At 70.6% G+C, this 23273-nt stretch carries 18 protein-coding genes; 10 read left to right on the top strand and 8 right to left on the bottom strand.

What is annotated here, in order from left to right; translation table 11 throughout:
• Positions 1-3: 3 nt before the first annotated feature.
• The 3 genes from JIG36_RS22090 to JIG36_RS22080 form a co-directional block, all read right to left on the bottom strand.
• On the bottom strand, positions 4-1434 hold the full coding sequence (locus JIG36_RS22090) for an aminotransferase class I/II-fold pyridoxal phosphate-dependent enzyme (protein WP_203378228.1): 1431 nt from the start codon (positions 1432-1434) through the stop codon (positions 4-6).
• Between the two features lie 35 nt (positions 1435-1469).
• Positions 1470-2357: an NAD-dependent epimerase/dehydratase family protein gene (locus JIG36_RS22085; protein ID WP_236047863.1), complete on the bottom strand. Its 888-nt coding sequence runs from the start codon at positions 2355-2357 to the stop codon at positions 1470-1472.
• Positions 2358-2454: 97 nt separating this feature from the next.
• Positions 2455-4437 carry a glycosyl hydrolase family 28-related protein gene (locus JIG36_RS22080; protein ID WP_203378227.1) on the bottom strand — a complete coding sequence of 661 codons (1983 nt, stop codon included), beginning with the start codon at positions 4435-4437 and terminating at the stop codon, positions 2455-2457.
• Positions 4438-4572: 135 nt separating this feature from the next.
• Between JIG36_RS22080 and JIG36_RS22075 the strand changes: the two genes are divergently transcribed.
• From JIG36_RS22075 to JIG36_RS22060, 4 genes are all read left to right on the top strand, one after another.
• Positions 4573-5376 carry a lipoprotein gene (locus JIG36_RS22075; protein ID WP_203378226.1) on the top strand — a complete coding sequence of 268 codons (804 nt, stop codon included), beginning with the start codon at positions 4573-4575 and terminating at the stop codon, positions 5374-5376.
• An 85-nt stretch (positions 5377-5461) separates the two neighbouring features.
• Positions 5462-6688 (top strand): CehA/McbA family metallohydrolase, encoded by a 1227-nt coding sequence (locus tag JIG36_RS22070; RefSeq protein ID WP_203378225.1) that lies wholly within the window; start codon positions 5462-5464, stop codon positions 6686-6688.
• Positions 6689-6695: 7 nt separating this feature from the next.
• Positions 6696-7916: an EAL and HDOD domain-containing protein gene (locus JIG36_RS54105; RefSeq protein ID WP_307872850.1), complete on the top strand. Its 1221-nt coding sequence runs from the start codon at positions 6696-6698 to the stop codon at positions 7914-7916.
• 37 nt (positions 7917-7953) lie between these two features.
• Positions 7954-8646 carry an SDR family NAD(P)-dependent oxidoreductase gene (locus tag JIG36_RS22060; RefSeq protein ID WP_203378224.1) on the top strand — a complete coding sequence of 231 codons (693 nt, stop codon included), beginning with the start codon at positions 7954-7956 and terminating at the stop codon, positions 8644-8646.
• Here JIG36_RS22060 and JIG36_RS22055 read toward each other — a convergent pair.
• The 4 genes from JIG36_RS22055 to JIG36_RS22040 all read right to left on the bottom strand — a co-directional run bounded on the left by JIG36_RS22055 (position 8626) and on the right by JIG36_RS22040 (position 12880).
• Positions 8626-9783, bottom strand: a complete 1158-nt coding sequence (locus tag JIG36_RS22055) for an RNA polymerase sigma factor (protein ID WP_203378223.1) — start codon at positions 9781-9783, stop codon at positions 8626-8628. The two genes, JIG36_RS22060 and JIG36_RS22055, sit on opposite strands and share 21 nt — an antisense overlap.
• A gap of 2 nt (positions 9784-9785) precedes the next feature.
• Entirely contained in the window at positions 9786-10115 is a 330-nt protein-coding gene (locus tag JIG36_RS22050) for a YciI family protein (protein WP_203378222.1), read from the bottom strand.
• Between the two features lie 80 nt (positions 10116-10195).
• Positions 10196-11257: a LacI family DNA-binding transcriptional regulator gene (locus JIG36_RS53310; RefSeq protein ID WP_203378221.1), complete on the bottom strand. Its 1062-nt coding sequence runs from the start codon at positions 11255-11257 to the stop codon at positions 10196-10198.
• A gap of 300 nt (positions 11258-11557) precedes the next feature.
• Entirely contained in the window at positions 11558-12880 is a 1323-nt protein-coding gene (locus tag JIG36_RS22040; RefSeq protein ID WP_203378220.1) for a HAMP domain-containing protein, read from the bottom strand.
• A gap of 185 nt (positions 12881-13065) precedes the next feature.
• Here JIG36_RS22040 and ahcY point away from each other — a divergent pair, with 185 nt between their 5' ends.
• From ahcY to JIG36_RS22010, 6 genes are all read left to right on the top strand, one after another.
• A complete protein-coding gene (gene ahcY / locus JIG36_RS22035; RefSeq protein ID WP_203378219.1) occupies positions 13066-14541 on the top strand; it encodes an adenosylhomocysteinase in 1476 nt (491 codons plus the stop codon).
• Positions 14542-14589: 48 nt separating this feature from the next.
• A complete protein-coding gene (locus tag JIG36_RS22030) occupies positions 14590-16260 on the top strand; it encodes a Na+/H+ antiporter (RefSeq protein WP_203378218.1) in 1671 nt (556 codons plus the stop codon).
• A 57-nt stretch (positions 16261-16317) separates the two neighbouring features.
• Positions 16318-16935 (top strand): hypothetical protein, encoded by a 618-nt coding sequence (locus JIG36_RS22025; RefSeq protein ID WP_203378217.1) that lies wholly within the window; start codon positions 16318-16320, stop codon positions 16933-16935.
• Positions 16936-17135: 200 nt separating this feature from the next.
• Positions 17136-17741: a TetR/AcrR family transcriptional regulator gene (locus tag JIG36_RS54100; protein WP_307872849.1), complete on the top strand. Its 606-nt coding sequence runs from the start codon at positions 17136-17138 to the stop codon at positions 17739-17741.
• On the top strand, positions 17738-18631 hold the full coding sequence (locus JIG36_RS22015) for an ABC transporter ATP-binding protein (RefSeq protein WP_203378216.1): 894 nt from the start codon (positions 17738-17740) through the stop codon (positions 18629-18631). The genes JIG36_RS54100 and JIG36_RS22015 overlap by 4 nt, the downstream gene beginning before the upstream one ends.
• On the top strand, positions 18628-20205 hold the full coding sequence (locus JIG36_RS22010) for an ABC transporter permease (RefSeq protein WP_203378215.1): 1578 nt from the start codon (positions 18628-18630) through the stop codon (positions 20203-20205). Before JIG36_RS22015 ends, JIG36_RS22010 begins: the two co-directional genes overlap by 4 nt.
• Here JIG36_RS22010 and JIG36_RS22005 read toward each other — a convergent pair whose 3' ends face one another.
• A complete protein-coding gene (locus JIG36_RS22005; RefSeq protein ID WP_203378214.1) occupies positions 20206-23256 on the bottom strand; it encodes a M4 family metallopeptidase in 3051 nt (1016 codons plus the stop codon).
• Positions 23257-23273: the final 17 nt, after the last annotated feature.

The raw sequence follows: 23273 nt of genomic DNA, 5'->3' as shown, positions 1-23273 counted from the left end.
GGTCTAGCTCCTCTCCTGCACGACGCGGAAGGTCTTCATCGACGGGTCGGTGGCGTCCGGCAGGGTCATGCCGGACGCCACGCCCGCGCGCAGGTAGTCGACGACCTCGGCGTTGAAGCGCTCGCCGGGCAGGATCACCGGGACGCCCGGCGGGTAGGGGCTGATCATCTCGGCCGAGATGCGCCCGGCCGGGTCGGTGACCTGGTCGGTGCGGGCGAACCAGGCCTCGCGCGGGTTCATCGCCTGCTCGAGGTCGAGCTCGTGCAGCGGCGGCACGGCCGGGGCCGGCCGGTCGGGCGCGGGCGGTTCGGCGGCCAGCCGTTCGAACGCGTCGGCCAGGCGCTCCAGGGCCACCTCGGTGTCGGAGTAGGTGAGCGAGCAGACCACCCGGCGGGCGTCGCCGAGCTGCATCACCAGGCGCTCCCGGCCGGACATCCAGTCCTTCGCCTGGTAGCCGCTGATGCCCAGGCCGGAGACGTCGACCGAGAGCTTGAACGGGTCCCACTCGGCGACGCTGTCGTGCCCGATGATCGTCTCGTCCAGCACCTCGAGACCGGGGATCTTGTGCAGCCGGGCGCGCAGATGGTTGATCCGGCCCAGGGCGTGGTCGAGCAGCTGGCGGCCGTCCGACACCATGCGCCGCCGGAAGCCGTCGATCGAGCCGTAGACCAGGGCGGACGGGCTGGTCGTGGTGATCAGGTCGAGTTGCCGCCGCAGGTCGACGGGGTCCACCCGGTCGCTGCCGAGCAGGATCATCGAGGCCTGGCAGAGCCCGCCGTCGGCCTTGTGCAGGCTCTGGATGGCCAGGTCGGCGCCGGCGTGAACGGCCGCGGTCGGCAGGTCGGGGTGGAACGGGAAGTGCGCACCCCACGCCTCGTCGACCAGCAACGGAATGCCGCGGCGATGACAGAGACGAGCGATTCCCCGTACGTCGGCACCGGTCCCGTACTCGGTCGGAGTGATCATGAGGACGGCGGCGGCGTTGGGCTCCCGGCGCAGCGCCTCCTCGACGTCCTCGGCACTCGCCGGGTGGGCGATCTGGTTCTCGTGATCCCAGCGCGGCCGCAGCCAGACCGGGTCGGCGCCGGAGAGGATCAGTGACGCCACCACGGACTTGTGCACGTTGCGGTCGACCAGCACCCGCTTGCCGGGCCCGATGACGGTGAGCATCGCCGTGTGCATCGAAATGCTGGACCCGCAGGTCGTGAACACCGCGTGCCGCGCTCCGACGGCGTCGGCCATCAGCTCCTCGGCCTCGGAGACCACCGCCTTCGCGGTGATCACGTCGGCTTCGAAGGCCCCCCGGGAGAGCACAGAGACGGTTCGGTCATCGAGCTTCTGGCCGAACCGGTGTCCCGGAAGCGCGAAGGTGTAGCTGTCGCCCTCGCGGAACTTCTCGATCGCTTCCAGTACGGGGGTGCGCCGCTGGTCCATGGCCGGCGCATCCCCAGATGGAGCGTTGGTAAACGTCAGCGCGGGTGGGCCGCCACGAACGAGGCGATGTAGTCGTCGAGGCGCCGCTCGGGGGCCCAGCCCAGCTCGCCGGCCTTGGTGGTGTCGGCCTGGCCGCGGGTGCGCTCGCCGCGCAGGGCCGGGGTCAGCTCGTACGGAACCCCGAACATCTTCGCGACCTCGAGGATGGGCCACTCGTGGCCGGCGCCGAGCAGGTAGCCGTCGCCGCCGGCCTTCTGGGCGACCAGCACGATGCCGCGCACGATGTCGTCGATGTGGGTGAAGTCGCGGGTCTGGGTGCCCGGGGAGACGACCGGCAGCGGCTCGCCCTTGAGGTATTTGTCCTCGAAGATGCCGATCACCGTCGCGTACTTGCCGCTGGTGATCTGGCCGGGGCCGTAGACGTTGTAGAAGTACGTGATCGCGTAGTCGAGGCCGTACCAGTTCGAGTAGTTCTTGATGTACTCGATGTTCTTGGCCTTGGTCCACGCGTACGGGTTGAGGTTCTCGTCCTGCCCGTCGTTGCCGAACTTCGAGCTCGAACCCGCGTAGATCAGCTTCGCACCGTGGGCCGCCGCGAACTTGACCACCTCCTTGGTGCCGAGGAGGTTGAAGTCCCAGGTGAGGTCGTGGTCTTCGAACGAGGTGACGATCCGGGAGTATTCGCCCAGGTGGAACACGATCTCGGGGCGGGGCAGGCCCCGATCGGCCCAGATCTTGGCCAGGTCGGCGGTCGAGCCGTCGAGGTAGGTCACCCGGGGGTCGTTCACGTGGTTCTCCGGGACGCCGGTGAAGTAGTTGTCGAGTGACACCACCGCGGCCGCCGGGAAGTCTTCGAGCAGGGACTTGATCAGGGCGGAACCGACAAAACCGGCGCCACCGGTGACCAGCAGTGTCTGACTCAACGCAACCTCTCCCGACTGAAGACTCCCGATCGAGAAGGCTACCAAGACCGGGTCGCCCCGCCCGAATCGTTCGGACGAGGCGACCGCGGCGAACTGGCTACCAGGGAGAGGGCGCCGGGGGCGCGACGACCGGCGGGCGGTCGTCACAGGTGATCGTGTTGGGCAGCATCCAGGGCGCGAGCCAGCCGTCGTTGCCACCACGGTCGGTGACGGTGAACTCGGATCCGGCCGGGGTGAAGCCGAAGCTGCCGCAGTTGTTCACGCCGACCGCACCCACGTTGCGGGCGTCGACGTTCTCGAACGACGCGCCGCCGGCCACCCGGGCGCTGAGCACGCTCGTACCGGTGCCGTCGATCCGGACGTCCTTGAAGTGGGCGTCCGGGATCGAGTAGAGGTCCTTCACCGACCACTCCGACACCATCATGATCGCGTTGTAGGTGCTGTCGAGGTAGTGGTCGCCGGTGACCTCGATGGCGGCGTCGATGCTGCGGTCGAGCGCATAGATCCAGATCGCACCCAGCCCGATGTTCCAGTTCAGTTCGAGGGTGCCGGCACGGACCGTCGTATTCCCCGTGAAGCGAAGAGTGCCGGTGAACGGCTCGGCCCCGAAGCGCGACCCGGCATGCAGAGCGCTGCCCTCGCGGACCGGGTCGGCGATCAGGTTGTTCGAGACGGTGATGTCCCTACCGCCGTAGATCGCGACGCCGTTGGCCAGCACCGGGGTCTGCACGGTGTTGCGGTCGAACGTGTTGCCGGCGTTGGTGGTCTTCTCGGCCCACATCGCGAGCGCGTCGTCGCCGCTGTTGCGGATGAAGTTGTTGCGCGCCACCGAGTTCGTGACTCCGGTGTGGAAGTTCAGGCCGTCGGCGATCTGGTCGACGATGATGTTGCCCTCGACCCGGGTGTTGCTCATCGGCCCGTCGAACCACAGCCCGACCTTGGTGTGCTGGATGTGCAGACCCTTGATCGTCGAGTCGCTCATCGCTCCGCCGACCCCGTTGACCTGGTCGGTGTCAATTCTTTCCCGTACGTCACCCTGGATCGCGAAGCCGGAGAGGTGCACGTTGCGGCTGCCGCCGTCGGCCGCGTCCTTGCCGTAGAAGCCGACCCCGGTGTGCACCGAGCCGTCGGGCGCGGGCGTCGGCAGGGCGACCTCACGCCCCTTGATGATCGTGTACCAGTTGCCGGCGCCCTCGATCGTCACGTCGTCGACCATGATGTGGCGGTTGACCTGGAAGACGCCCGGCGGCACGTACACCTTGAGCCTGGCCTTCTTCGCGAACGCGATGGCCTTGTCGAACGCGGGGGCGGAGTCGCGGCGGCCGGTCGGGTCGGCGCCGAACGCGAGCACGTTGGCCGCGATCAGATTGACGTACGGGAGACCGACCTGTTCCGAGTCGAGCAGGTCGATGACCGTCCACGGCACGGCCGACGACGCGGTGAGGCGCACCTTCTCCCCCGCCGCGACCGTGCGGCCCAGCAGCAGGCGCTGCTCGTCGTAGAAGTGGGCGGGCCGGAACGGCTTGCTGATCACCGGCGCAGGTGTGGTCTGGGCCGGCACGCAGGCGCACTCGGTGATCCACCAGTCGGGGTGCAGCAGGTCGGCGCCCGGGTCGTTGGTGAACGGGTACTGGTTGTAGAGCCACGAGTACTGCGAGGTCAGCGTCATCGTGCGGGTGGTGCCGCCGGCCTTGACGGTCAGGGGCGCGGTCAGGCCGCCGCCGGTCGCCGAGTCGGGGATGCTGTAGCGCACGGTGATCGCGTTGGCCGCCTTGGGCAGCGTGAACTCGACGTACTGGCCCGGGGTGAGCCGCACGGCGGAACGGCCGGAGGCCTCGGCGGGCAGCGTGTAGGCGGTGCGGTCGGGGCCGATGACCGTGCCGCTGGTCTTGGCGCGCTCGGCCTCCTGTTCCGAGAACGCGACCGAGGCGCCGCGACCGGCCACCAGGGAGGGATCGAGGGCGGCGCGGGTGACCACGGCCGAGGACGAGGGCGAAGCGAATGCCGGGGACGGAAGGAGCGTGAGGGCGCTCAACGCGGCGATGGCCGTGAGGACCGGCCGCCGGAAGGACGAAGGCATCAACGAGGCTCTTTCTCGAGGGGAGCGTTCCCCGCGGCGGGACGGGCACCGGGTGGGGTGGAGTGACCATAAGATTGCTGTGACGCAGTCCACAAGGTTCGGTCCAGAGTTTTCGGCAGATTGCTCGATGCTTACGTGAAGCGCTCGTTTTCTTTCATCCTCGCCGTGCTGCTGGTCGCCGCTTGCAGCAAGCCGGAGCAAACGCCCACGTGGACCCGGATCGATCTGCCCGCGGACGGCCCGGTGGTGCTGACCGACGTCGCCGACTGCGACGGCACGTGGTGGGCCGTGGGCGCCGTGCGGACCGGCGCCACCGAGACCCGCCCGGCGGCATGGACCGGCGACCCGTGGACCGAGGTCCGGTTCGTCCCGCGGCCCGAGAGCTACTACGGCCCGCGACAGATCATCCGGAGCGTGGCCTGCGCGGACGGCCGGGTGGCGATGGTCGGCTCGGTGCCGGGCGGCGCCCACGGCAACCCCCGGGTCAGCACCTGGCGACGGCAGGCGGACGGGCGGATGACCGAGAACAAGGCCCCGTTCGAGACGTACGGGGGTGACGAGGCCATCGACGTGGGCCCGATCGCCGCGAGCCGTCAGGGTTTCGCGATCGCCGGGACCCGGACCAGCGGGGCGGCGGCCTGGCTCTCCTCCGACGGCGTGACCTTCACGTTGGACGAGTCGGATCGGGCCGGGACGTCCGCGACCGGCATCACCGCCCGGCCCGACGGGAGCTGGCTGATCACCGGCACGGGCGCCGACCAGCAGCCCGCCGCCTGGGTCGTCGACGACGGGCGCTGGGCCCCGGCGGCGCCGCCTCCGCCCGTACGGGAAACCGGGGTTGACTCTCGGAACTCACCGGTCGAGCCGGTCGCCGTGGCCGAGCGCGGCCCCACGCGGCTGATGGCCGGGGACGACAGCCTGTGGCAGACCACCGGCTGAACGGATGACCTCATACGGGGCAATCTGGACAGGGTCGTTGCGCGATTCGCCTGATCATCACGGACGGCCTTGACATGCTCCTCGGGTGACCTCAGGCCACCTCCATCCCCACCGACCCGTCTCCCGTCGATCTCTGCTGGCCGGCGCCGGCGGTCTGCTCACGCTGGCCGCCGCGCCGGGCCCGGCATCCGCGTCGGCGGCACCCGCCAGCCGGTTGTCCCGGGTCAGCCGCGGCACCACGCTGGTGCACGCCGACCTGCACAACCACACGCTGCTCTCGGACGGCATGGGCGTGCCCGAGCTGGCGTTCGATTCGATGCGTACGGCCGGTCTGGACGTGGCCGCGCTCACCGACCACGCCACCGATTCCGGATTCACCGGCATCACCGGCCACAAGTGGAAGAAACTGGGCAAGCTCGCCGACCAGGCCTACCAGCCCGGCTCCTACACGACGTTGCGCGGCTTCGAGTGGTCGCATTCGCACATCGGCCACATCAACGTCTGGTTCACCGACGAGTTCGCCGACCTGAGCGCCGCGGCCGACGAGAAGAAGCTGTACGAGTGGCTGGCCGGCACCTCGGGGATCGGCAGCTTCAACCACCCGGGACGCCAGCGGGAGGTGTTCGGCGATTTCGCGTACGACGCCCGGCTGGCCGACCACATGGTGGCGCTGGAGATGTTCAACAGCGGCGACGACTACGTCTTCGGCGGCTGGCCGGACCACCCGTCCCCGCTCGTGGCCTGTCTCAACGCGGGCTGGCGGACCGGCCTGACCGGCACCCCCGACGAGCACGGCAGCGACTGGGGGCACGACGACGGCAAGGGACGTACGGGGCTCTGGGTCACCGGGAACACCCGCGACGGGGTGCTGGCCGCGATGCGGGCGCGCCGGTTCTTCGCGAGCCGGGTCGACGGGCTGCGCCTGGACGCCACGGCCGACGGCGTACGGATGGGAGGTCGTCTGCCGCTGGCCAAGGGTGACGTGACCTTCCGCCTCGACCTCGACGGCGGCCAGGGGCTGACCGGTCGCCCGCTCTCGCTGCAGGTGCTGCGGCCCGGCCCGGCCGCGCCCGAGGTGGTGGGGATGCTGGAGGTGCGGACCGGGCAGGTGGTGAAGTTCGTGGTGCCGCTCGACGTGTCCGACGGTGACTGGGTCGTGCTGCGGCTCTCGGACCCGGCCCGCGACAACGAGACACCCGGTCCCGTGGGTCACGCGTGCAACGACTTCGGCCTCGCCTATTCGAGTCCGTGGTGGCTGACCGGTGGATCAACCTCGGTTAAAGCGTCAACTCGACACCCGTCCGGCCGATAGGCAGCGCGTGAAGACATCGGACTCCGCGGACGGCACCAAGCTCGTGCACGTCGGCCGTCAGCCGATCTTCGATGCACAGGGCGACGTCGTCGCGTACGAACTGCTCTTCCGCGGCAGCATGGAGGCGGTCGCGGCCGGGCGTCAGGACACGTACGCGACCAGCACCGTCATGATCAACGCGTTCACCGAGTTCGGGATCCGCGAGGTCGCCGGTGACCGCCTGTGCTTCATCAACCTGACCCGCGAGTTCCTCTCGGGTGAGCTGGCGCTGCCGTTCGGGCCGGCCCAGGTGGTGCTCGAGGTGCTCGAGACGGTGGAGATGGACGACGAGGTGATCGCCGGGATCACGCGCCTGGCCGAGGCCGGCTACAAGATCGCACTGGACGACTTCGTCTGGGGCGCCGGGCACGAGCGGCTGTTCGGCCTGGCCTCGTACGTGAAACTCGATCTTCTCGACGGCGACCTGAGCAACCTGGACGAGGTGGTCGCGGCCGTCCGCCAGTTCCCCAACATCCAGCTCGTGGCCGAACGGCTGGAGACCGAGGAACAGCTCGCGATCGCCGACCGCTACGGCATGGAACTGCGCCAGGGGTACGCCCTGAGCCACCCGCAGGTGCTGACGGTGGCCAGCCTCTCCCCCTCCCGGCTGCGCCGTCTCGAACTGGTCACCGCGCTCAGCGCCCCCGACGCCGACATGCCGCGCATCGTCTCGATCATCGCCAGCGATCCCGCGTTGTCGCTGCGGGTGCTGCGGGCGAGCAACTCGGTCGCCGCCGGGCACGCCAACCGCGTTTCCTCCGTACGGCAGGCCATCGTGATGGTCGGCCTCAAACACATCCGGCAATGGGCGATGCTCATGGTGCTGGACGAGGTCGGCGGGGCCACCGAGGAGCACATGCTGGGGGTCCTGACCCGGGCCCGGCTCTGCGAGAACGTGGCGCAGTGGTTCGGGGCCGCCCCCGACGCGGCGTTCATGGCCGGGGTGATCACCGGGGTGGCAGGGGTGCTGGGCATCCCGACGGCCGAGATGAGCGACCAGTTCCCGCTCGCTCCGGCGGTGGCGGCCGCGCTCACGACCGGCAGCGGGCGGCTGGGGCAGGTGCTGCGCGCGGTCGACTCGTACGAGCGGGGTGAGCTGGGCAGTTTCGACCTGGCGCCGCAGTACATGGACGCGGTGCGCTGGTCGACGCGGGCGTTGGATGCCTCCAACCGGCTGGCCGCTGCTTGAGCTGCGGGCCGCCCGCTTCTCGCCTAGCGTCGTCTTGATGGACATCGCCATCGTGACCGGCGCCGGTTCCGGGCTCGGCCGTTATCTCGCGGCCGGTCTTGCCGAGGACGGCGCCCACGTGTTCGCCGCCGACGTCGACCTGGACGCGGCCGAGGAGACCGCCCGCCAGACCGGCGCCACGGCCGTACGCTGCGACGTCACCTCCCCCACGGACGCCGAATCCCTGATCGCCCGGGCCGTCGACGCCGGCGGCCCGCACGTGCTGATCAACAATGCCGGCGGCTGGACCCCCGGCGAGCAGTTCCCCGACGCCGCGCCCGAGGCCTGGGGCCGCACCCTCGACCTCAACCTGCGCGCGCCCATGCACCTCACCCAGCTCGCCCTGAAACCCATGGCCGCGCTCGGCGGCGGCGCGATCGTCAACATCGCCTCATCGGCCGGGACCGAGGACGCCCCGTACGGCTCCCCCGAATATGGCGCCGCCAAGGCCGGCCTGATCCGCTTCACCACGTCGCTGGGCGACCCGGCCCGCATCGGCGGCACCCGGGTCACCTGCCTGGTGCCGAACTGGATCGGCCTCGACCGGGCCCACGCCGAGGTAGCCGCCATGTCCCCCGAGGAGCGGGCGCAAGCGGCGCCGCTTATCCCGCCGACCAAGGTCGTGGCGGCCGCGCTCGGGCTGCTGCGGGCCGGAGCCGGCGGGACGGTGCTAGAGCTTGTCGGCGCGTGAGAGCAGCGCGCGGCGTTCGGGCCCGTCCGGCGTCGCCGCGGCCGCCTCACGGAACAGGGCGGCCGCCCTCTCGGAGTCCCCGGCGCGTGCGGTGAGGTCGGCCTCGACCGCCTTGGCCATCGGGTAGTTCTCGAGCACGCTTTTGCTGATCGCCCGCAGCAGGTCCAGTCCTTCGCGGGGCCCGTACGCGTACCCGTGCGCCACGGCCCGGTTCAGTTCCACGACGGCGGTGGGCTGCACGCGGGCCAGCTCGTCGTACCAGAGCGCGATCGACCGCCAGTCCGTGTCGTCGGCCGCGTGACATGCGGCGATGCGCGCCTGCAGGGCGTACGGGCCCTCGATGGGTGTCCGCAGCAGAATCTCCAGCGCCTCGGCGATGGCGGCGCGGTCCCATTTCGCCCGGTCCTGCCGGTCCAGCGTGACCAGCTCGCCCGCCTCGTCGCGCCGGGCGTGCCGCCGCGAGTGCTGCAGCAGGAAGAGCGCGAGCAGCGAGGACACCTCGGACTCGCCCGGCATCAGCTCGGTCAGCAGCCGGGCCAGCCGGATCGCCTCGCCGGCCAGCAGCGGCTCACCGTCGTAACCGCGGTTGAAGAGCAGATAGAGCACCGCGAGCACACCCGGCAGCCGCTCACCGAGCGCGTCACCCTCGGGCACGCGGTACGGGATCCGCGCCGCCGAGATCTTGGACTTGGCCCGGGTGATCCGCCGGGTCATCGCCGACTCGGTCACCAGGAACGCGCGGGCGATGTCGGCCGTCGAGACCCCCGCCACCGTACGCAGGGTGAGCGCCACCCGGGCCTCCAGAGCGAGCGCCGGATGGCAGCAGGTGAAGATCAGCCGGAGGCGGTCGTCCCCGATCTCGTTGTCGTCCGGACCGGGCTCGGTCATCGCCACCTCCCGCAGCTTGCGACCCTCGACGGCGGCGCGCCGGAGGTGGTCGATCGCCCGGTTCCGGGCCACCGTCATCAGCCAGGCGCCCGGGTTGTCCGGGACGCCGTCGCGCGGCCACCGTTCGAGAGCCACGGCCAGGGCGTCCTGGGCGCAGTCCTCGGCCAGCGTCCAGTCGCCGGTCACCCGGATCAGGGTGGCCACGATCCGGCTCCAGCTCTCCCGGTGGGCCCGCGCGACGGCTTCCATCCTCAGATGTCGGCGTAGGGCCGGAGCTCGATCCGCCCGGCGTAGGCCATCGGGTGCGCGGCGGCGACGGCGATCGCCTCGTCCAGGTCGGCGCACTCAAGGATGTCGAAGCCGACGATGACCTCCTTGGTCTCGGTGAACGGCCCGTCGGTCAGCATCGTCTCGCCGCCGCGCACCCGTACGGTGGTGGCCGCGCTCGGCGGTGCCAGCACGTTCCCGGTGACGCGTCGTCCCGCGGCGTCGTTCTCGGCCACCCAGACCTCGATGTCCGGGACCCGCGACTCGTCGGTCTCGGGCTCGGCGTCGCTGCAGACGAACATCATGTATTTCATCGCTGTCCCCTTCATCGGCTCGATCAGCTTGTCACCCGGGTGACGAACGCCGGCCCCCCGATCCGGACAGCGCTGCCGCATCAATTTCCGGGAATGTTCAGCGGCGTGATCACCTGGACGCTCGCCGGGGCCGACCGCACCGGCCCCGGCAGCGCCCCCAGGGCCTGAAGGACGGCCACGCAGGCCTGCCGCAGGTCGGCGCGCAGATCGTGGTGCAGCACGGCGGAGAGCCGCCCCGCCCGCAGAAGGTCGGCGTTGTCGTCGTCGAGCTCGTGCGCCACGAAGACGTCGTAGTTGCGCCGCTCGGCCGCGAACGCCTCCACCACGGCGGCCGCGGTCCCGCCGCCCGGGTCATAGACGGCTCGCACCGAGGGGTTCATGGCGAGCTCCCGCCGTACGCTCCCCGCCTCCACCATCAGCACCCGCCGGTTGGGCGCCCGCCGTCGCAGTTCGGCTTCGAAGCCTGCTATTCGTTCGCTTTTCGCGCCGCTCCCGGCCGCTGCCGCCCGCTCGCTCTTCGCTCCGCCCTCGACCGCCGCCTGATCGCTCCTTGCTCCGCCCACGACCGCCGCCTGATCGCTCCTTGCTCCGCCCACGACCAGGACGACGCCGGCCCGGTCGGCCAGCCATTGTTCGACCAGGTAGGCCGCCGTGGCGCCGGCTTCGCTCTCGTCAAGCCCGACGTGGGCCACGCGTTTGCTGGCCGGAAGGTCGGTTCCAAGAGTGACCACCGGAATCTCGAGGCGCCCGACGGCCTCGACCAGCTCAGGTGTCTCGCGCGCCTGAACGACCAGCCCCTGCGACCGCGACCGGGCCACCCGTCCCAGCGCCGCGACCGGGTCAGCCGCCGAGTGGAAGCGGGGCCGGATCACCGCCGGGCGCAGGCCACCCAGCTCGGCCCGGAGGGCAGCCTCGACCCGGTCCCGGTCTTCCACGACCAGGTCGATCGGAACCACACGGGCGGGCAGCGGCACATCTTCCGACTGTTGCTGCCGCCGCCGGTCGAGCGCCGCAATGGCCTGGTGGACATCGCGCACGGTGCCGGGCCGCACGCCGCCGCGCGCATGCAGCACCCGGTCAACGGTGGCCTGGCTGAGGCCGGCCTGGGCGGCGATCTCGCTTATCCGATAGGGGTGCTGCACGTCCGCTCCCTCCGCCCTCGTCGCTGCCGGCCCCTGCGCGCACGCGCTCAGCTGCTTTTGGCCCACCACCACCCCCGACCACCCAGGGGCAGGGATGGGGGCGACCCTACGCCTCGGGGCGAGTTCTGAGATTGGGTTATCCACAGGGGAAGGCTGGTTATCCACAGGGCGGTTGGGGCGGGTGGTCCGGCGGTAGCGTTCTCGCACACGCAGGGCATCTGCCCTCGCCCGTACAGGATGAGGGGTTTCTGAGGGCTTATGGAAGGACTTTGATGTTTGGTCAGCCCATTGCGCGACTGGTCACGCGTCACCGTCGATCAGGGCGGTCATGCGGCGGTGTTCGTCCGCCATGAGCGCCAGGATGAGGTGGCGCTGAGTGGCCGGCATCTCGGGGTTGTCGAGCAGCTGGTCGAGCTGGAAGCCGAGGTCGGCCAGGCTCGGGCGCAGCTCGGCGACGGCCGGGGAAGGGGCCGGGGCGGCCGGGGCAAAGGACGCGGCGGCGGCCGGCACCGGCTCGGGCGACGAACCGGCCGGAGCGGACCCAGGCGACGTGGGCGCGAGCTGAAGCTCGGGCGACGAACCGGCGGGCGCGGGCGACGACGACGAGGTGGGTGCGATCTCGGGCGACGATGCGGCGGACGCATCCCCGAAACCGGAGCCGGAACCGGACGCGGTGTCAGGCGACGACGCGGCGGACACGGCCTCGGAACCGGGCGCGGGCGACGCGACGGACGTAGCCCCGGAGCCGGGCGCGGGCGACGACGCGTCAGACGTGGACTGGGCTTGGGACTCGGGCGCAGACGCGGCGGGACCGGAATCGGGCGCGATCTCGGAGCTGGGTGCGGTCTTGGGCTTGGCCGTGCGCCTGCGCTCGACTGCGCGCATCTCGACGGTGGGCTCTGCCACGGCGGCGGGGTCGCCTGAGGAGGCGTCTGTGGCGGCCGGGGAGCCCGCTGCGGCCGGAGAAAGACCGGAGGAGGAGGCGGGGGTGGCGGAGGGGGCGGCGGCTCGCGCCCGGTCCAGCAAGTCGTTGAGGGTGGCGGTCAGCTCGGTGACCTCGCGCGGGCTCTTGACCTCGGGCAACCTCTGCTCGGGGTCGGCGGGGTCGAGGTCCCGGGCGGCGACAAGCAGCCTCTGGAACGGGCGCAACACCAACCCCGTCGCGAACCAGACCCCGGCCGCACTCAACACGGCGGCGAGCAGCACCAGCAGATCCACGACCAGCACGTTATCGGTGTGCTGCCCCTTCAGGTCGTCCAGGCTCACCAGAATCTGAATCTGGGCACCCGTGGGCAGGGTCTCGGCCACCGAACGCCACTCGTCGTCGCCCGAGCTCACCGTCGAATAACCGTCTTTGGCGGGCAACGGGAACCCGGCCGAGGAACCGACCTGCTTCAGCATCTCGCCGCCCTGGATCAGGCGGATCGCGTAACTGCCGTCGGTGGGGAGCGAGCCGTTCTTCGTGGCCGCGGCCCGCACCTGTTCGAGCCGGGTGGCCAGCACGTTGTCGAGGTCGGCGCGGTCACGGTGGTCGATGCGCACCACGATGACCAGGCCGGCGAGCGCGACCACGAGCGCGACGAGGGCGGTGACTGTCAGCGTAAGCTGAGTGCGAAGCCTCATGACCGGGGCGAGTCCTCGGGACGGGGGAGGGCGGTGCGGCGGCTGCCGGACGAACGAAAGGCTAAGGTAGTACCTGCCCGCGTCGAGAGGCGCTGCGACGGAACCGGTTTTCTGGCCGGTCTCCGCCACGCTCGGCCCGGGTTTCTGACCCCAAGGGCGCCTCCTGATGAGGGAGGAGCCCTCGCGTGAGTACCGATCTTGTCAAAAGCCGTCTGACCTCTGTCAACGGGGTCGAGTTCGCGGTTGCCGACATTTCACTGGCCGAGGCGGGTCGTCACCAGCTGCGTCTGGCCGAGCACGAGATGCCGGGCCTGATGTCGCTGCGCTCGGAGTTCGGTGACAGCAAGCCGCTGGCCGGCGCCCGGATCGCCGGCTCGCTGCACATGACCGTGCAGACCGCCGTGCTGATCGAGACCCTGATCGCGCTCGGCGCGAAGGTCCGCTGGGTGTCCTGCAACATCTTCTCGACGCAGGACGAGGCGGCCGCGGCCGTCGTCGTGGGCCCCAACGGCACGGTCGAGCAGCCCGCCGGTGTCCCGGTGTTCGCCTGGAAGGGCGAGACGCTGGAGGAGTACTGGTGGGCCACCATGCAGCTGTTCGACTTCGGTGACGGCCTCGGCCCCAACATGATCCTCGACGACGGCGGCGACGCCACCCTGCTCGTGCACAAGGGCGTCGAGTTCGAGGCGGCCGGCGCGGTTCCACAGGCCACCGAGGACGACAACCACGAATACCGGATCATCCTCGAGACCCTGCGGGCCAGCCTCGCGGAGGACCCGCAGCGGTTCACCCGCATCGCGGCCGACATCCGCGGCGTGACCGAGGAGACGACCACCGGTGTGGCCCGGCTCTACAAGCTGGCCAAGGAGGGCACGCTGCTCTTCCCGGCGATCAACGTCAACGACGCGGTCACCAAGAGCAAGTTCGACAACAAGTACGGCATCCGGCACTCGCTGGTCGACGGCCTCAACCGGGCGACCGACGTGATGCTGGGCGGCAAGCTCGCCGTGGTCTGCGGTTACGGTGACGTCGGCAAGGGTGCGGCCGAGACGCTGCGCGGCCAGGGCGCCCGTGTCGTGGTGACCGAGATCGACCCGATCTGCGCGCTGCAGGCGGCGATGGACGGCATGCAGGTCGCCACGCTCGAAGACGTCGTCGCCCAGGGTGACATCTTCATCACCACCACCGGCGGCACCGACATCATCACGGCCGAGCACCTGGCGGCCATGAAGCACAACGCCATCGTCGGCAACGTCGGCCACTTCGACGACGAGATCGACATGGCGGGCCTGGCCAAGGTGCCCGGAATCGATAAGGTTGAAATCAAGCCGCAGGTGCACGAGTGGCGCTTCCCCGACGGTCACTCGGTGATCGTGCTCTCCGAGGGGCGTCTGATGAACCTGGGTAACGCCACCGGCCACCCCAGCTTCGTCATGTCGAACTCCTTCACCAACCAGGTGATGGCCCAGATCGAGCTCTGGACCAAGCCGGGTGAGTACGAGAAGCAGGTGTTCGTTCTTCCGAAACATCTGGATGAGAAGGTGGCCCGGCTGCACCTCGACGCCCTGGGCGTACGCCTGACCACGCTCAGCAAGAAGCAGGCGGAATACCTGGGGGTCGACATCGAGGGCCCCTACAAGCCCGAGCACTACCGCTACTGACAACTGCTTTCCCCGCCCGGCCTCATCGGCGGGGCCGGGCAGGGAAAGATGTTCAACGTGCACGTCGAGGGAACCCTGCTCTTCATCCTGGCCGCGGTCGGTGTGATCGTGGCGATCCGGATGATCGCCGAAAAGACGGGGCTGCCGGCCGCCGCGTTGCTCACGATCGTGGGCATCACGTACGCCGTGCTGCCCGGGCCGAACGTCGAGCTCGAACCTGAGCTGATCATGACGTACGTGATCCCGCCGTTGCTCTACAGCGCGGCGCTCGACGCGTCATTGCTCGACATCCGCCGGCACATGCGCACCGTGGTGAGTCTGTCGGTGCTGCTGGTGCTGGCGACCGCGCTGCTCATCGGCGTCGGGCTCAACCTGTGGGTGACCGGCGCGACGCTGGCGGCCGGCATCGCGCTCGGCGCCGCGGTGGCCCCGCCCGACCCGGTGGCGGCGCTCGCCGTGGGTCGCCGGGCCGGCCTGCCCCCCAAGATGATCACCTTGATCCAGGGTGAGGGCCTGCTCAACGACGCGACCGCGCTGACCATCCTGACCGTGGCGATCGCGGCCACCGAGGGCGGCGGGTTCTCGTTCCCGGCCGCGACGCTCGAGTTCTTCATCAAGGCCGCGGGCGGTGTCGTCGCCGGTGTCGTGGTCGCTTACGTCGTCCGTTATCTGCGGCACCTGCGGCACGACCCGCTGACCGCGAACGCGATCTCGCTGGCCACCCCGCTCGCCGCGTACGTGCTGGCCGAGTCGGTGCATGTCTCGGGTGTGCTCGCCGTCGTCATCGCCGGTCTGATCATCGGTCACGACTCGTCCCGGCACAGCGCCGCCGCCAGCCGGCTGCAGACCACCGCGGTCTGGCGGCTGGTCGACTTCCTGCTCGAGGGCCTGGTCTTCCTGCTGATCGGCCAGCAGTTGCCGACCGTGGTCGAGGGGCTGACCGAGTACGAGACGTCGACCATCGTCATCGCGGTGGCGGTGACCGTGGGTGTGACGTTGCTGCTACGCCCGCTGTGGCTGCTGCTCACCCAGGTGCTGCCACGCTCGCTGCACATGCGCCTGGGTGGCGAGACCGGCCCGATCGCCGAGGACGAGGCGGGCGATCCGGTGCGTGTCGAGAAGGTGCGGGAGAAGGCGCTCACCGGCAAGGAGGTGACCGCGCTGAGCTGGGCCGGCACCCGCGGCGTGATCAGCCTCGCCGCCATCTTCACGCTGCCCGAGACGGTTCCGCAGCGCGACCTGCTGCACTTCTGCGCGTTCGTGGTCGTGCTGGTGACGCTGCTGGGTCAGGGTCTGACCTTCGCGCCGCTGGTGCAGTGGCTGGGCCTGCGGGCGAACAAGACCGACGAGGCCCGCGAGCGCAACGAGGCCCGGACGGCCTCGGTGGAAGCGGCCCTGGCCCGGCTCGACGAGATTCAGGAAGAGAAGCACGACCACGTCGAGGACGTCGCCATCGAGCACATGCGCAAGCAGCTGGAGGTGCGGATCGAGCGCTACCGCCGGCGCCTCGACATGCTGGAGAAGTCCGACTCCGACGAGGTTCCGGTGTCGCCGCAGTACGAGGCGGCGCTGATGGTGCGGCGCAAGGTGATCGAGGCGCAGCGCGAGGAGCTGCTGCGCTGGCGTGACGCCGGCAACCTGAACGACGAGGGTCTGCGCATCCTCGAGCGGGAGCTGGACCACGAGGAGAGGCTGCTCCCCGACCGGGGGCGGGCCTGACACAACTCTTACAAACGGTTCGCACTTCCCTGACCGGCGACCGGGACGCTCAGCGGCATGAGACGAATCCTCGTTCCCCTGCTGCTCTCCGGGGTCCTGCTCGCCGGCGGGGCGTGCGCCGCCCAGCCCGGCGCCGCGCAGGCCATCGACACCTTGCTGGTCTCGGCCGACCAGCAGATGGGCGCGCTCGAGGAGCCCGCCGACGTGGCCGACGACCTGCGGGCCGCGGGCTCGAAGCGGTCGGTCGCCGAGCGGGTCGACCGCCGGCTCAAGGCCCTCGAGCGCTTCGACGCCACGATCGAGAAGGCCAAGAACCTGCAGCCGGCGCACAAGGAGGCGCTGGGCAAGCTCGTCGACGAGCAGAAGAGCGGCCTCACCGCCCTGCGCGACAAGACAGGCAAGGACGCCGCCCGCAGCGTCGTCGTCGACTTCCGCGTCTTCATCCTGACCGGCCCCAAGGTCCGCTTGGCCACGGCCATCGACGCCGAGCTGGCGGCGGCCGCCGAGCTGGATGACCGCGAGGGCGCAGCCAAGGTCGAGAAAATCCTGAACGGCCAGGTCGACGCTCTGCTTGCGATCAAGCCCGGCCCCGACGCGGCCGCCATCAAGAAGCAGATCGAGCCCATCCGCACAGCCGCCAAAGAGGCACGCACCACGCTGAAGGCGCTGCGATAACGACTTTGTGAGCGGAACCACTCACGCACGTCGCCGTGGTGGGTTGAGCGTTCTGGGCGCGCCAGCGCCCAGCTCAGCCCGCCGCGGCCCTCGGCGTGAGTGACGGTCTGCACCCACCACCCCGCTACGACATCCGGCATTTGATCTTCGTTCTTAAAGTCAGACACTTCGGCTACACAACCGTGTAGTAAATTACACGCGTGAGTAGCGACTTGACCGCCCGAGCACGCATCCGTGACGCCGCCATCGAGTTGTTCGCGGAGCGTGGCGTCGACGGGGCTACGATCCGTGACATTGCGCAGCAGGCCGACGTATCCTCCGGCCTGCTGCGTCACCATTTCGGGTCCAAAGAGGGCCTCCGTGACGCCTGCGACGAGTGGGCGCTCAACGAGGTCACCAAGCTCAGCGGCCGCTTCACCGAGTTCAACACGCTGGACGGTTTCGACACCCGGATCGCCCTGCTCCAGCGCTATCTCATCCGCTCCACCATGGACGGCTCACCCGCCGGGCAGGCGATCTTCGACCGCATGCTGGAGTACGGCGAGCAGTGGCTCGCCAGCACCGATCTCAAGGTCTCCGACACGCGCGCGTTCGTCGCGGTGCTCGCCGTGATGAAGATGTCCATGTTCACGATGCGTGACCTCATGTCCCGGGCGCTCGACGGTGACGTCACCGAGCCGAAGCAATGGGGCCGCATGCTCCAGGCCTCCCTGGAGCTGTTCAGCCAACCCCTCATCACGCCGGAGCAGGCGCTCCAGGCACAGACCGCGATCGACCGGCTGACGGCCGGAAAGGACAAGTCATGACCGAGGCCATCACTGCCACGGGGCTCGTCAAACGGTTCGGCAAGGTCACCGCCCTCGACGGGCTCGATCTGCACGTGGCCACCGGCGAGGTGCACGGGTTCCTCGGTCCCAACGGGGCCGGCAAGACCACCACCATCCGCATCCTGCTCGGCCTGTCGCGGCACAACGGCGGCGCGGTCCAGCTGCTCGGCGGCAACCCCTGGACCGAGGCGACCGAGCTGCACAAACGGCTGGCCTACGTGCCGGGCGACGTCACCCTCTGGCCCGCGCTGACCGGCGGCGAGGTGATCGATCTGCTGGGCCGGCTGCGCGGCGGGCTCGACCCGAGACGCAAGGCCGAGCTGCTGGAACGGTTCCAGCTCGACCCGCGCAAGAAGGGCCGCACCTATTCCAAGGGCAACCGGCAGAAGGTCGGCCTGATCGCGGCCCTGTCGTCCGATGTGGAGCTGCTGATCCTGGACGAGCCGACCTCCGGGCTCGACCCGCTCATGGAGGAGGTGTTCCGCGAGGTCATCCTGGAGGAGAAGCGCCGCGGCGACCGTACGGTCCTGCTGTCCAGCCACATCCTGTCCGAGGTCGAGGCGCTGTGCGACCGGCTGACGATCATCCGGGACGGCCGCACGATCGAGACCGGCACGCTGACCGACATGCGCCACCTGACCCGCACCACGATCCAGGCCGAACTGGCCGGGCCGCCGGACGGGCTGGCCACGCTGGCCGGGGTGCACGACTTCCAGCTCGACCACGACCGGGTGCGGTTCGACGTCGACACCGACGCGCTCGAACCGGCCCTGCAGAAGCTGGTCAAGGTGGGCGTGCGCAGCCTGGTCAGCCAGCCGCCGTCGCTCGAGGAGCTGTTCCTGCGGCAATATCAGAAGGACGAGCGATGACCGGCGCCGGGCGGCTCGTCCGTCTCATCCTGCGCCGTGACCGCATCATCATGCCGGTGTGGGCGGTGCTGCTCGGGCTCGTGCCGGCGGGATATGTGGCCTCGTTCGAGGGGCTGTTCCCGACCGACGCCGAGCGCATCGACTACGCCCGCCTCAGCGCGACCAACACCGGGTTCGTGACGCTCTACGGCCCGCTGCACGGGTCGTCGCTGGGTGAGCTGGTGGCCTGGCGGGCGGGGTTCCTGCCGGTCCTGGCCGGGTTGTGCGCGCTGCTCACGGTCATCCGGCACACCCGCGCCGACGAGGAGGCGGGCCGCACCGAGCTGATCGGCGCGGCCGCGGTCGGACGGCACGCCCAGCTGGCGGCGGCGGTGCTCACCACGTGCGCGGCCGGGCTGCTGATGGGTGTGGTGCTGACGGCGGCGATGGTGGGCCAGGGCCTGCCGGCCGCGGGTTCGCTGGCCTTCGGGGCCGAGATGACCTTGAGCGTGTTCGTGTTCGCCGGGGTGGGCGCGGTCGCGGCCCAGCTCACCAGCGGTGCGCGCGGTGCCCGGTCGATCGCGCTGACCGTGCTCGCGGCGGCGTTCGTGCTGCGGGTCGGCGGTGACACCTCGGCCGTCGGTGACGGGTCGCTGCGGTGGATGAGCTGGCTCTCGCCGATCGGATGGGTGCAACACCTCTTCCCGTACGGCGTGAACGACTGGTGGCCGGCATTGCTCGCGCTCGCGTTCACGGTCGTCACGGTGGCCGTTGCGGGCCGGCTGCAGTCCCGCCGCGACCTCGGGGTCGGGCAGTTGCCGGCCCGCCTGGGCCCGGCCTCGGCGCCGGCCGGGCTGAGCTCGCCGTTCGGGCTGGCCTGGCGCCTGCACCGCGGGATGCTGGTCGCCTGGACCATCGGGTTCGCCCTGCTCGGTCTGATCTTCGGCGGGGTCGGCGCCAGCGTGCTCGACATCGCGGCCGGCAACCAGGGGCTGAGCGACGTCTTCACCCGGCTCGGCGGCTCGGACGCGCTGGTCGACAGCTATTTCGCGGGCATCGCGAGCATCGTCGGGCTGATCGCGGCCTGTTACGGCGTGCAGACCACGCTGCGGATGCGGGACGAGGAACAGACCGGCCACACCGAGGCGGTGCTGACCACCTCGGTGTCCCGCTACACCTGGGCCGGCACCAACCTGTTCTTCGCGCTGCTCGGGCCGGCCGTGGTGCTGGCGGTCGAGGGTCTGGCCACGTCGCTGACCTATCCGGACGGTGACCTGGGCGAGATCCTCGGCGGGGTGCTGGTGCAGCTGCCCGCGGTGTGGGTGCTGGCCGGCGTCGCGGTGCTGGCGTTCGGGCTGGTGCCACGCCTGTCCGCGGTCGCCTGGGCGCCGCCGGCGATGTGCCTGCTGGTGCTGCTGGTCGGCCAGACCCTCCAGCTCGACCAGTGGTTCCTTGACATCTCGCCGTTCACCCACGTCCCGAAGCTGCCCGGCGGCGATCTGTCGGCGCTGCCGCTGGTGTCGCTGACGGTCGTGGCGGCGGCCCTGACCGCGGTGGGGGTCACCGGGCTGCGCCGCCGCAACGTCCCCGAGTGATCAGCTCACGGTGAGGCGGACGGCTGAGGTGAAGCCGTACGCGTTGGTGCCGCCGCCACTGGCCACGACCCGCAGGTTCCATGTTCCCCGCGCGAACGCCCGGGAGATCGAATAGGACCCGCTGGTGGTGGCCGGCGTGCTCTGGATGGTCACCCACTCGCCGTCGGTGTAGCGCTGGAGGCTGGCGATCACGCCCGGTGTGGCCGGGCGGATCGTGCCGGTGAAGGTGACCGGCCGGGTCGCCGTGGTCGATGTGGTGGACGGGGTGACCGTCACCGCGTAGCGGACCGTGATGGCGGCGACCGGCGAGGTGGCCGGCCACATGTCGCTCGCCCCGGCCGGGAAGACCACGCGGTAGGAGGTGGTCACGGCCGGGTTGACCACGTGGCTCCAGTTGCCGGCGGCGCCGGTCTTGACCGTGGTCACCCGGGTCCACGTCGTGGTGCCCGCCGTCTGCTGTTCCAGATGCACCTGGGCGCCGCCGACCGGACCGTCGCCGTCGCGGATCACCGAGCCGGTCAGGGTGACCGGGTTGGTGTAACCGGCGATCAGCGAGGCCGGCGCGATCGTCAGGGCGGTCGGATCCACCCGCACCTGCTTCTCGGTGCTGTCACCACCGCCGCTCGTCGCCTTGACGCCGAACGTGTACGCCTGTGTGGTGTTCAGGCCGGTCAGAGTCACCGAGCGGGCCGTGGCGGGCAGGGTCTGCTCGCCACCGGGCTGCGACCGCACGACGTAGCCGGTGATCTCGGGGCCGTCGGCCGGCGGGGCGTCCCACTTGATCAGGGCGGTTCCGGCGCCGGCGGTGACCGTGACGCCCTCGGGCGCGGTGGGCCGCAGCCGCGGGCCCACGGTCCACGGCTGGGAGGCGGTCGCCGTGCCGCCGTCGGCGTCGGTCACCGTGTATACCGCCGTCCCGGTGCCCGCCTTCGTGGGCGTGCCGGTCACGGTCGCGGTGATCTTGTTGTCGGTGACCGGGCCGGTGGCGGCGGTCAGACCCTCGGGCAGACCGGTCACCTCGACCTTCATCGGGTTCAGGGTGTCCAGAGTGGCGTCGGCGCCGTCGTCGAAGGTCACCGAGGCCGAGGCCGGCTCGCCGACGTGGAACTCGCCGTCGGCGGGCGGAGCCACCAGCACCGGCGGGCCCTTGATGAACCAGTAGGCGCCGGCGCTGTTGAGGTTGCCGTCGGGGTCCCGCGCGCCGATGGAGACGACCCACTGCTTCTTCTCGGTCGGGGTCCCGGTGATCAGGCCGCTCGGGGAGATGGCCAGACCGGTCGGCAGGAAGATCGGGTACCAGGTGATCGGCTGCCGCTGCGGGTCGTGCCCGGTCATCTGGAACTCGACCGGCTGACCGACCAGGGTGTCGGGCAGCTTGTACGGCTCGACGACCGGTTTGACCGGCTCGACCGGCACCGGGTCGGAACCGGTGACACCGACCGCGAGCCAGGCCGCCTGCACCGCGGCCCGCTCGGCGCTCGCCGCACCGTAGAGGTCGGTGGCCGCCTGCAGGGTCGCCTTGCGCGCCCCCGAGTAGTTGGTGTTGGAGACCATGTAGGCGGTCATCGCGCGGTACCAGATCTGGGCCGCGGCCTCGTTGCCGATGCCGGTGACCGGGCCTGCGGTGCCGCACGGGGTGCTCGTGCCCCACCGGGTGGTGCCGCTGCCGACGGCCAGGTTGTAGAAGAACTTGTTGCCGATGCCGGACGAGTAGTGGACGTCGAGGTTCTTGACCGACGAGCTCCAGCAGGACGGCGAGACGCCGTCGCGGTGGGGATCGTCCATGTAACGCAGCGGGTCGGTCTCGACCTTCTCGGCGACCAGGTAGTCGGGCGGGTCGGCCGGGCTGTTCACGGCGAACTCGACCAGCGTGCCGAAGATGTCGCTGCTGGCCTCGTTGAGCCCGCCCGCCTCGCCGGTGTAGTCGAGGTCGGCGGTGCGCAGGTTGAACCCGTGGGCCCATTCGTGGGCGACGATGTCGAGCGACGTCCACGGCGTGGCCCCGTTGAACCCGTCGCCGAAGTACATGCAGCGGCACGAGTCGCCCCAGGCCGCGTTGGCGTCGTTGACGTCGTGGTGGACGTAGGCGGTGACGCCCTTGCCGTCGCCGCCCATGCCGGACCGGCCGAACGTGGTGTCGAAGTAGTCCCAGGTGCGGGCCATGCCGTAGTGCACGTCGACGGCGGCCGAGGCCCGGTCGGTCATCGAGCCGTTGCCCCACACGTCGTCGGCGTCGGTGAACGCCTTCGAGTTGTTCCGCGTGGGCGCGGCGGTGTTGTTCAGCGCGTCCCGGGTGGTGCCGCCGCCCCGGCCCGCGTCGGTCAGTTCAAAGGCGCCTTCCCCCGTACGCGTCGTGGCCAGCTTGACGTCGCCGGTGTGCACGCCGTGCCCGGTGCCCTCGTCGGCCGTCTTCACCAGCGACCAGCTGCGCCGCACGGCCGCCGTCGTCGCGTCGACCACGACCACGTGCCGCCCGGCCACGGTGACCTCCCAGGCCAGGACGGGCTCGCCCGCGGAGGCGTCGACGACCAGCCGCGCCTCGGCCCGGCCGCTGTGCTCCCGCTGGGCCGCGGCGACGGCGGCGCCACGGGTGACCTCGGGCTCGCGCCCGACCTCGATCGCGGACGTCTGCGCGACGGTGGCGCCGGTGAACGAGCCCGAGCCGGTGGTGTGCACGACGAAGTCGCCGCCGAGCACGTCGAGGCCCTTCCAGGTGCGCTCGAACCGCACGTGCCGGCCGCCGTCGGCGTCGACCACCACGTCTTTGGCCTGGTATTTCTCGCCGTTGCCGGCGCGGACGGCGGTCTTGTGGCCGGTGACCGCCGCGCGGGCGGCCGCGACGAAGGCGGGCTTGGCGGCGGGCGGGGTGGACCGCCCGGCCTCGACCGGAGGGGAGCTCGACTCGGGGGTCGCGGGGCCGCCCCGGGCCACGGTCAGCGTGCCGGTGGACCCGGACGGGCCGGACACGGCGATCGCGGCTCCGGCCCCGATGAGTGCCGCCGCGGCGACCGTGGCCAGGATGCCGCGCGAGTTGCCGCGCCAGACCGTCATTGCTCAGCCCCTGTCAA

The sequence above is a fragment of the Paractinoplanes ovalisporus genome, from assembly GCF_016834655.1.
Taxonomy (GTDB): Bacteria; Actinomycetota; Actinomycetes; order Mycobacteriales; family Micromonosporaceae; genus Actinoplanes; species Actinoplanes ovalisporus.
The sequence above is the reverse complement of the archived record's forward strand: the minus strand, read 5'-3'. Positions and strand labels throughout refer to the sequence as shown.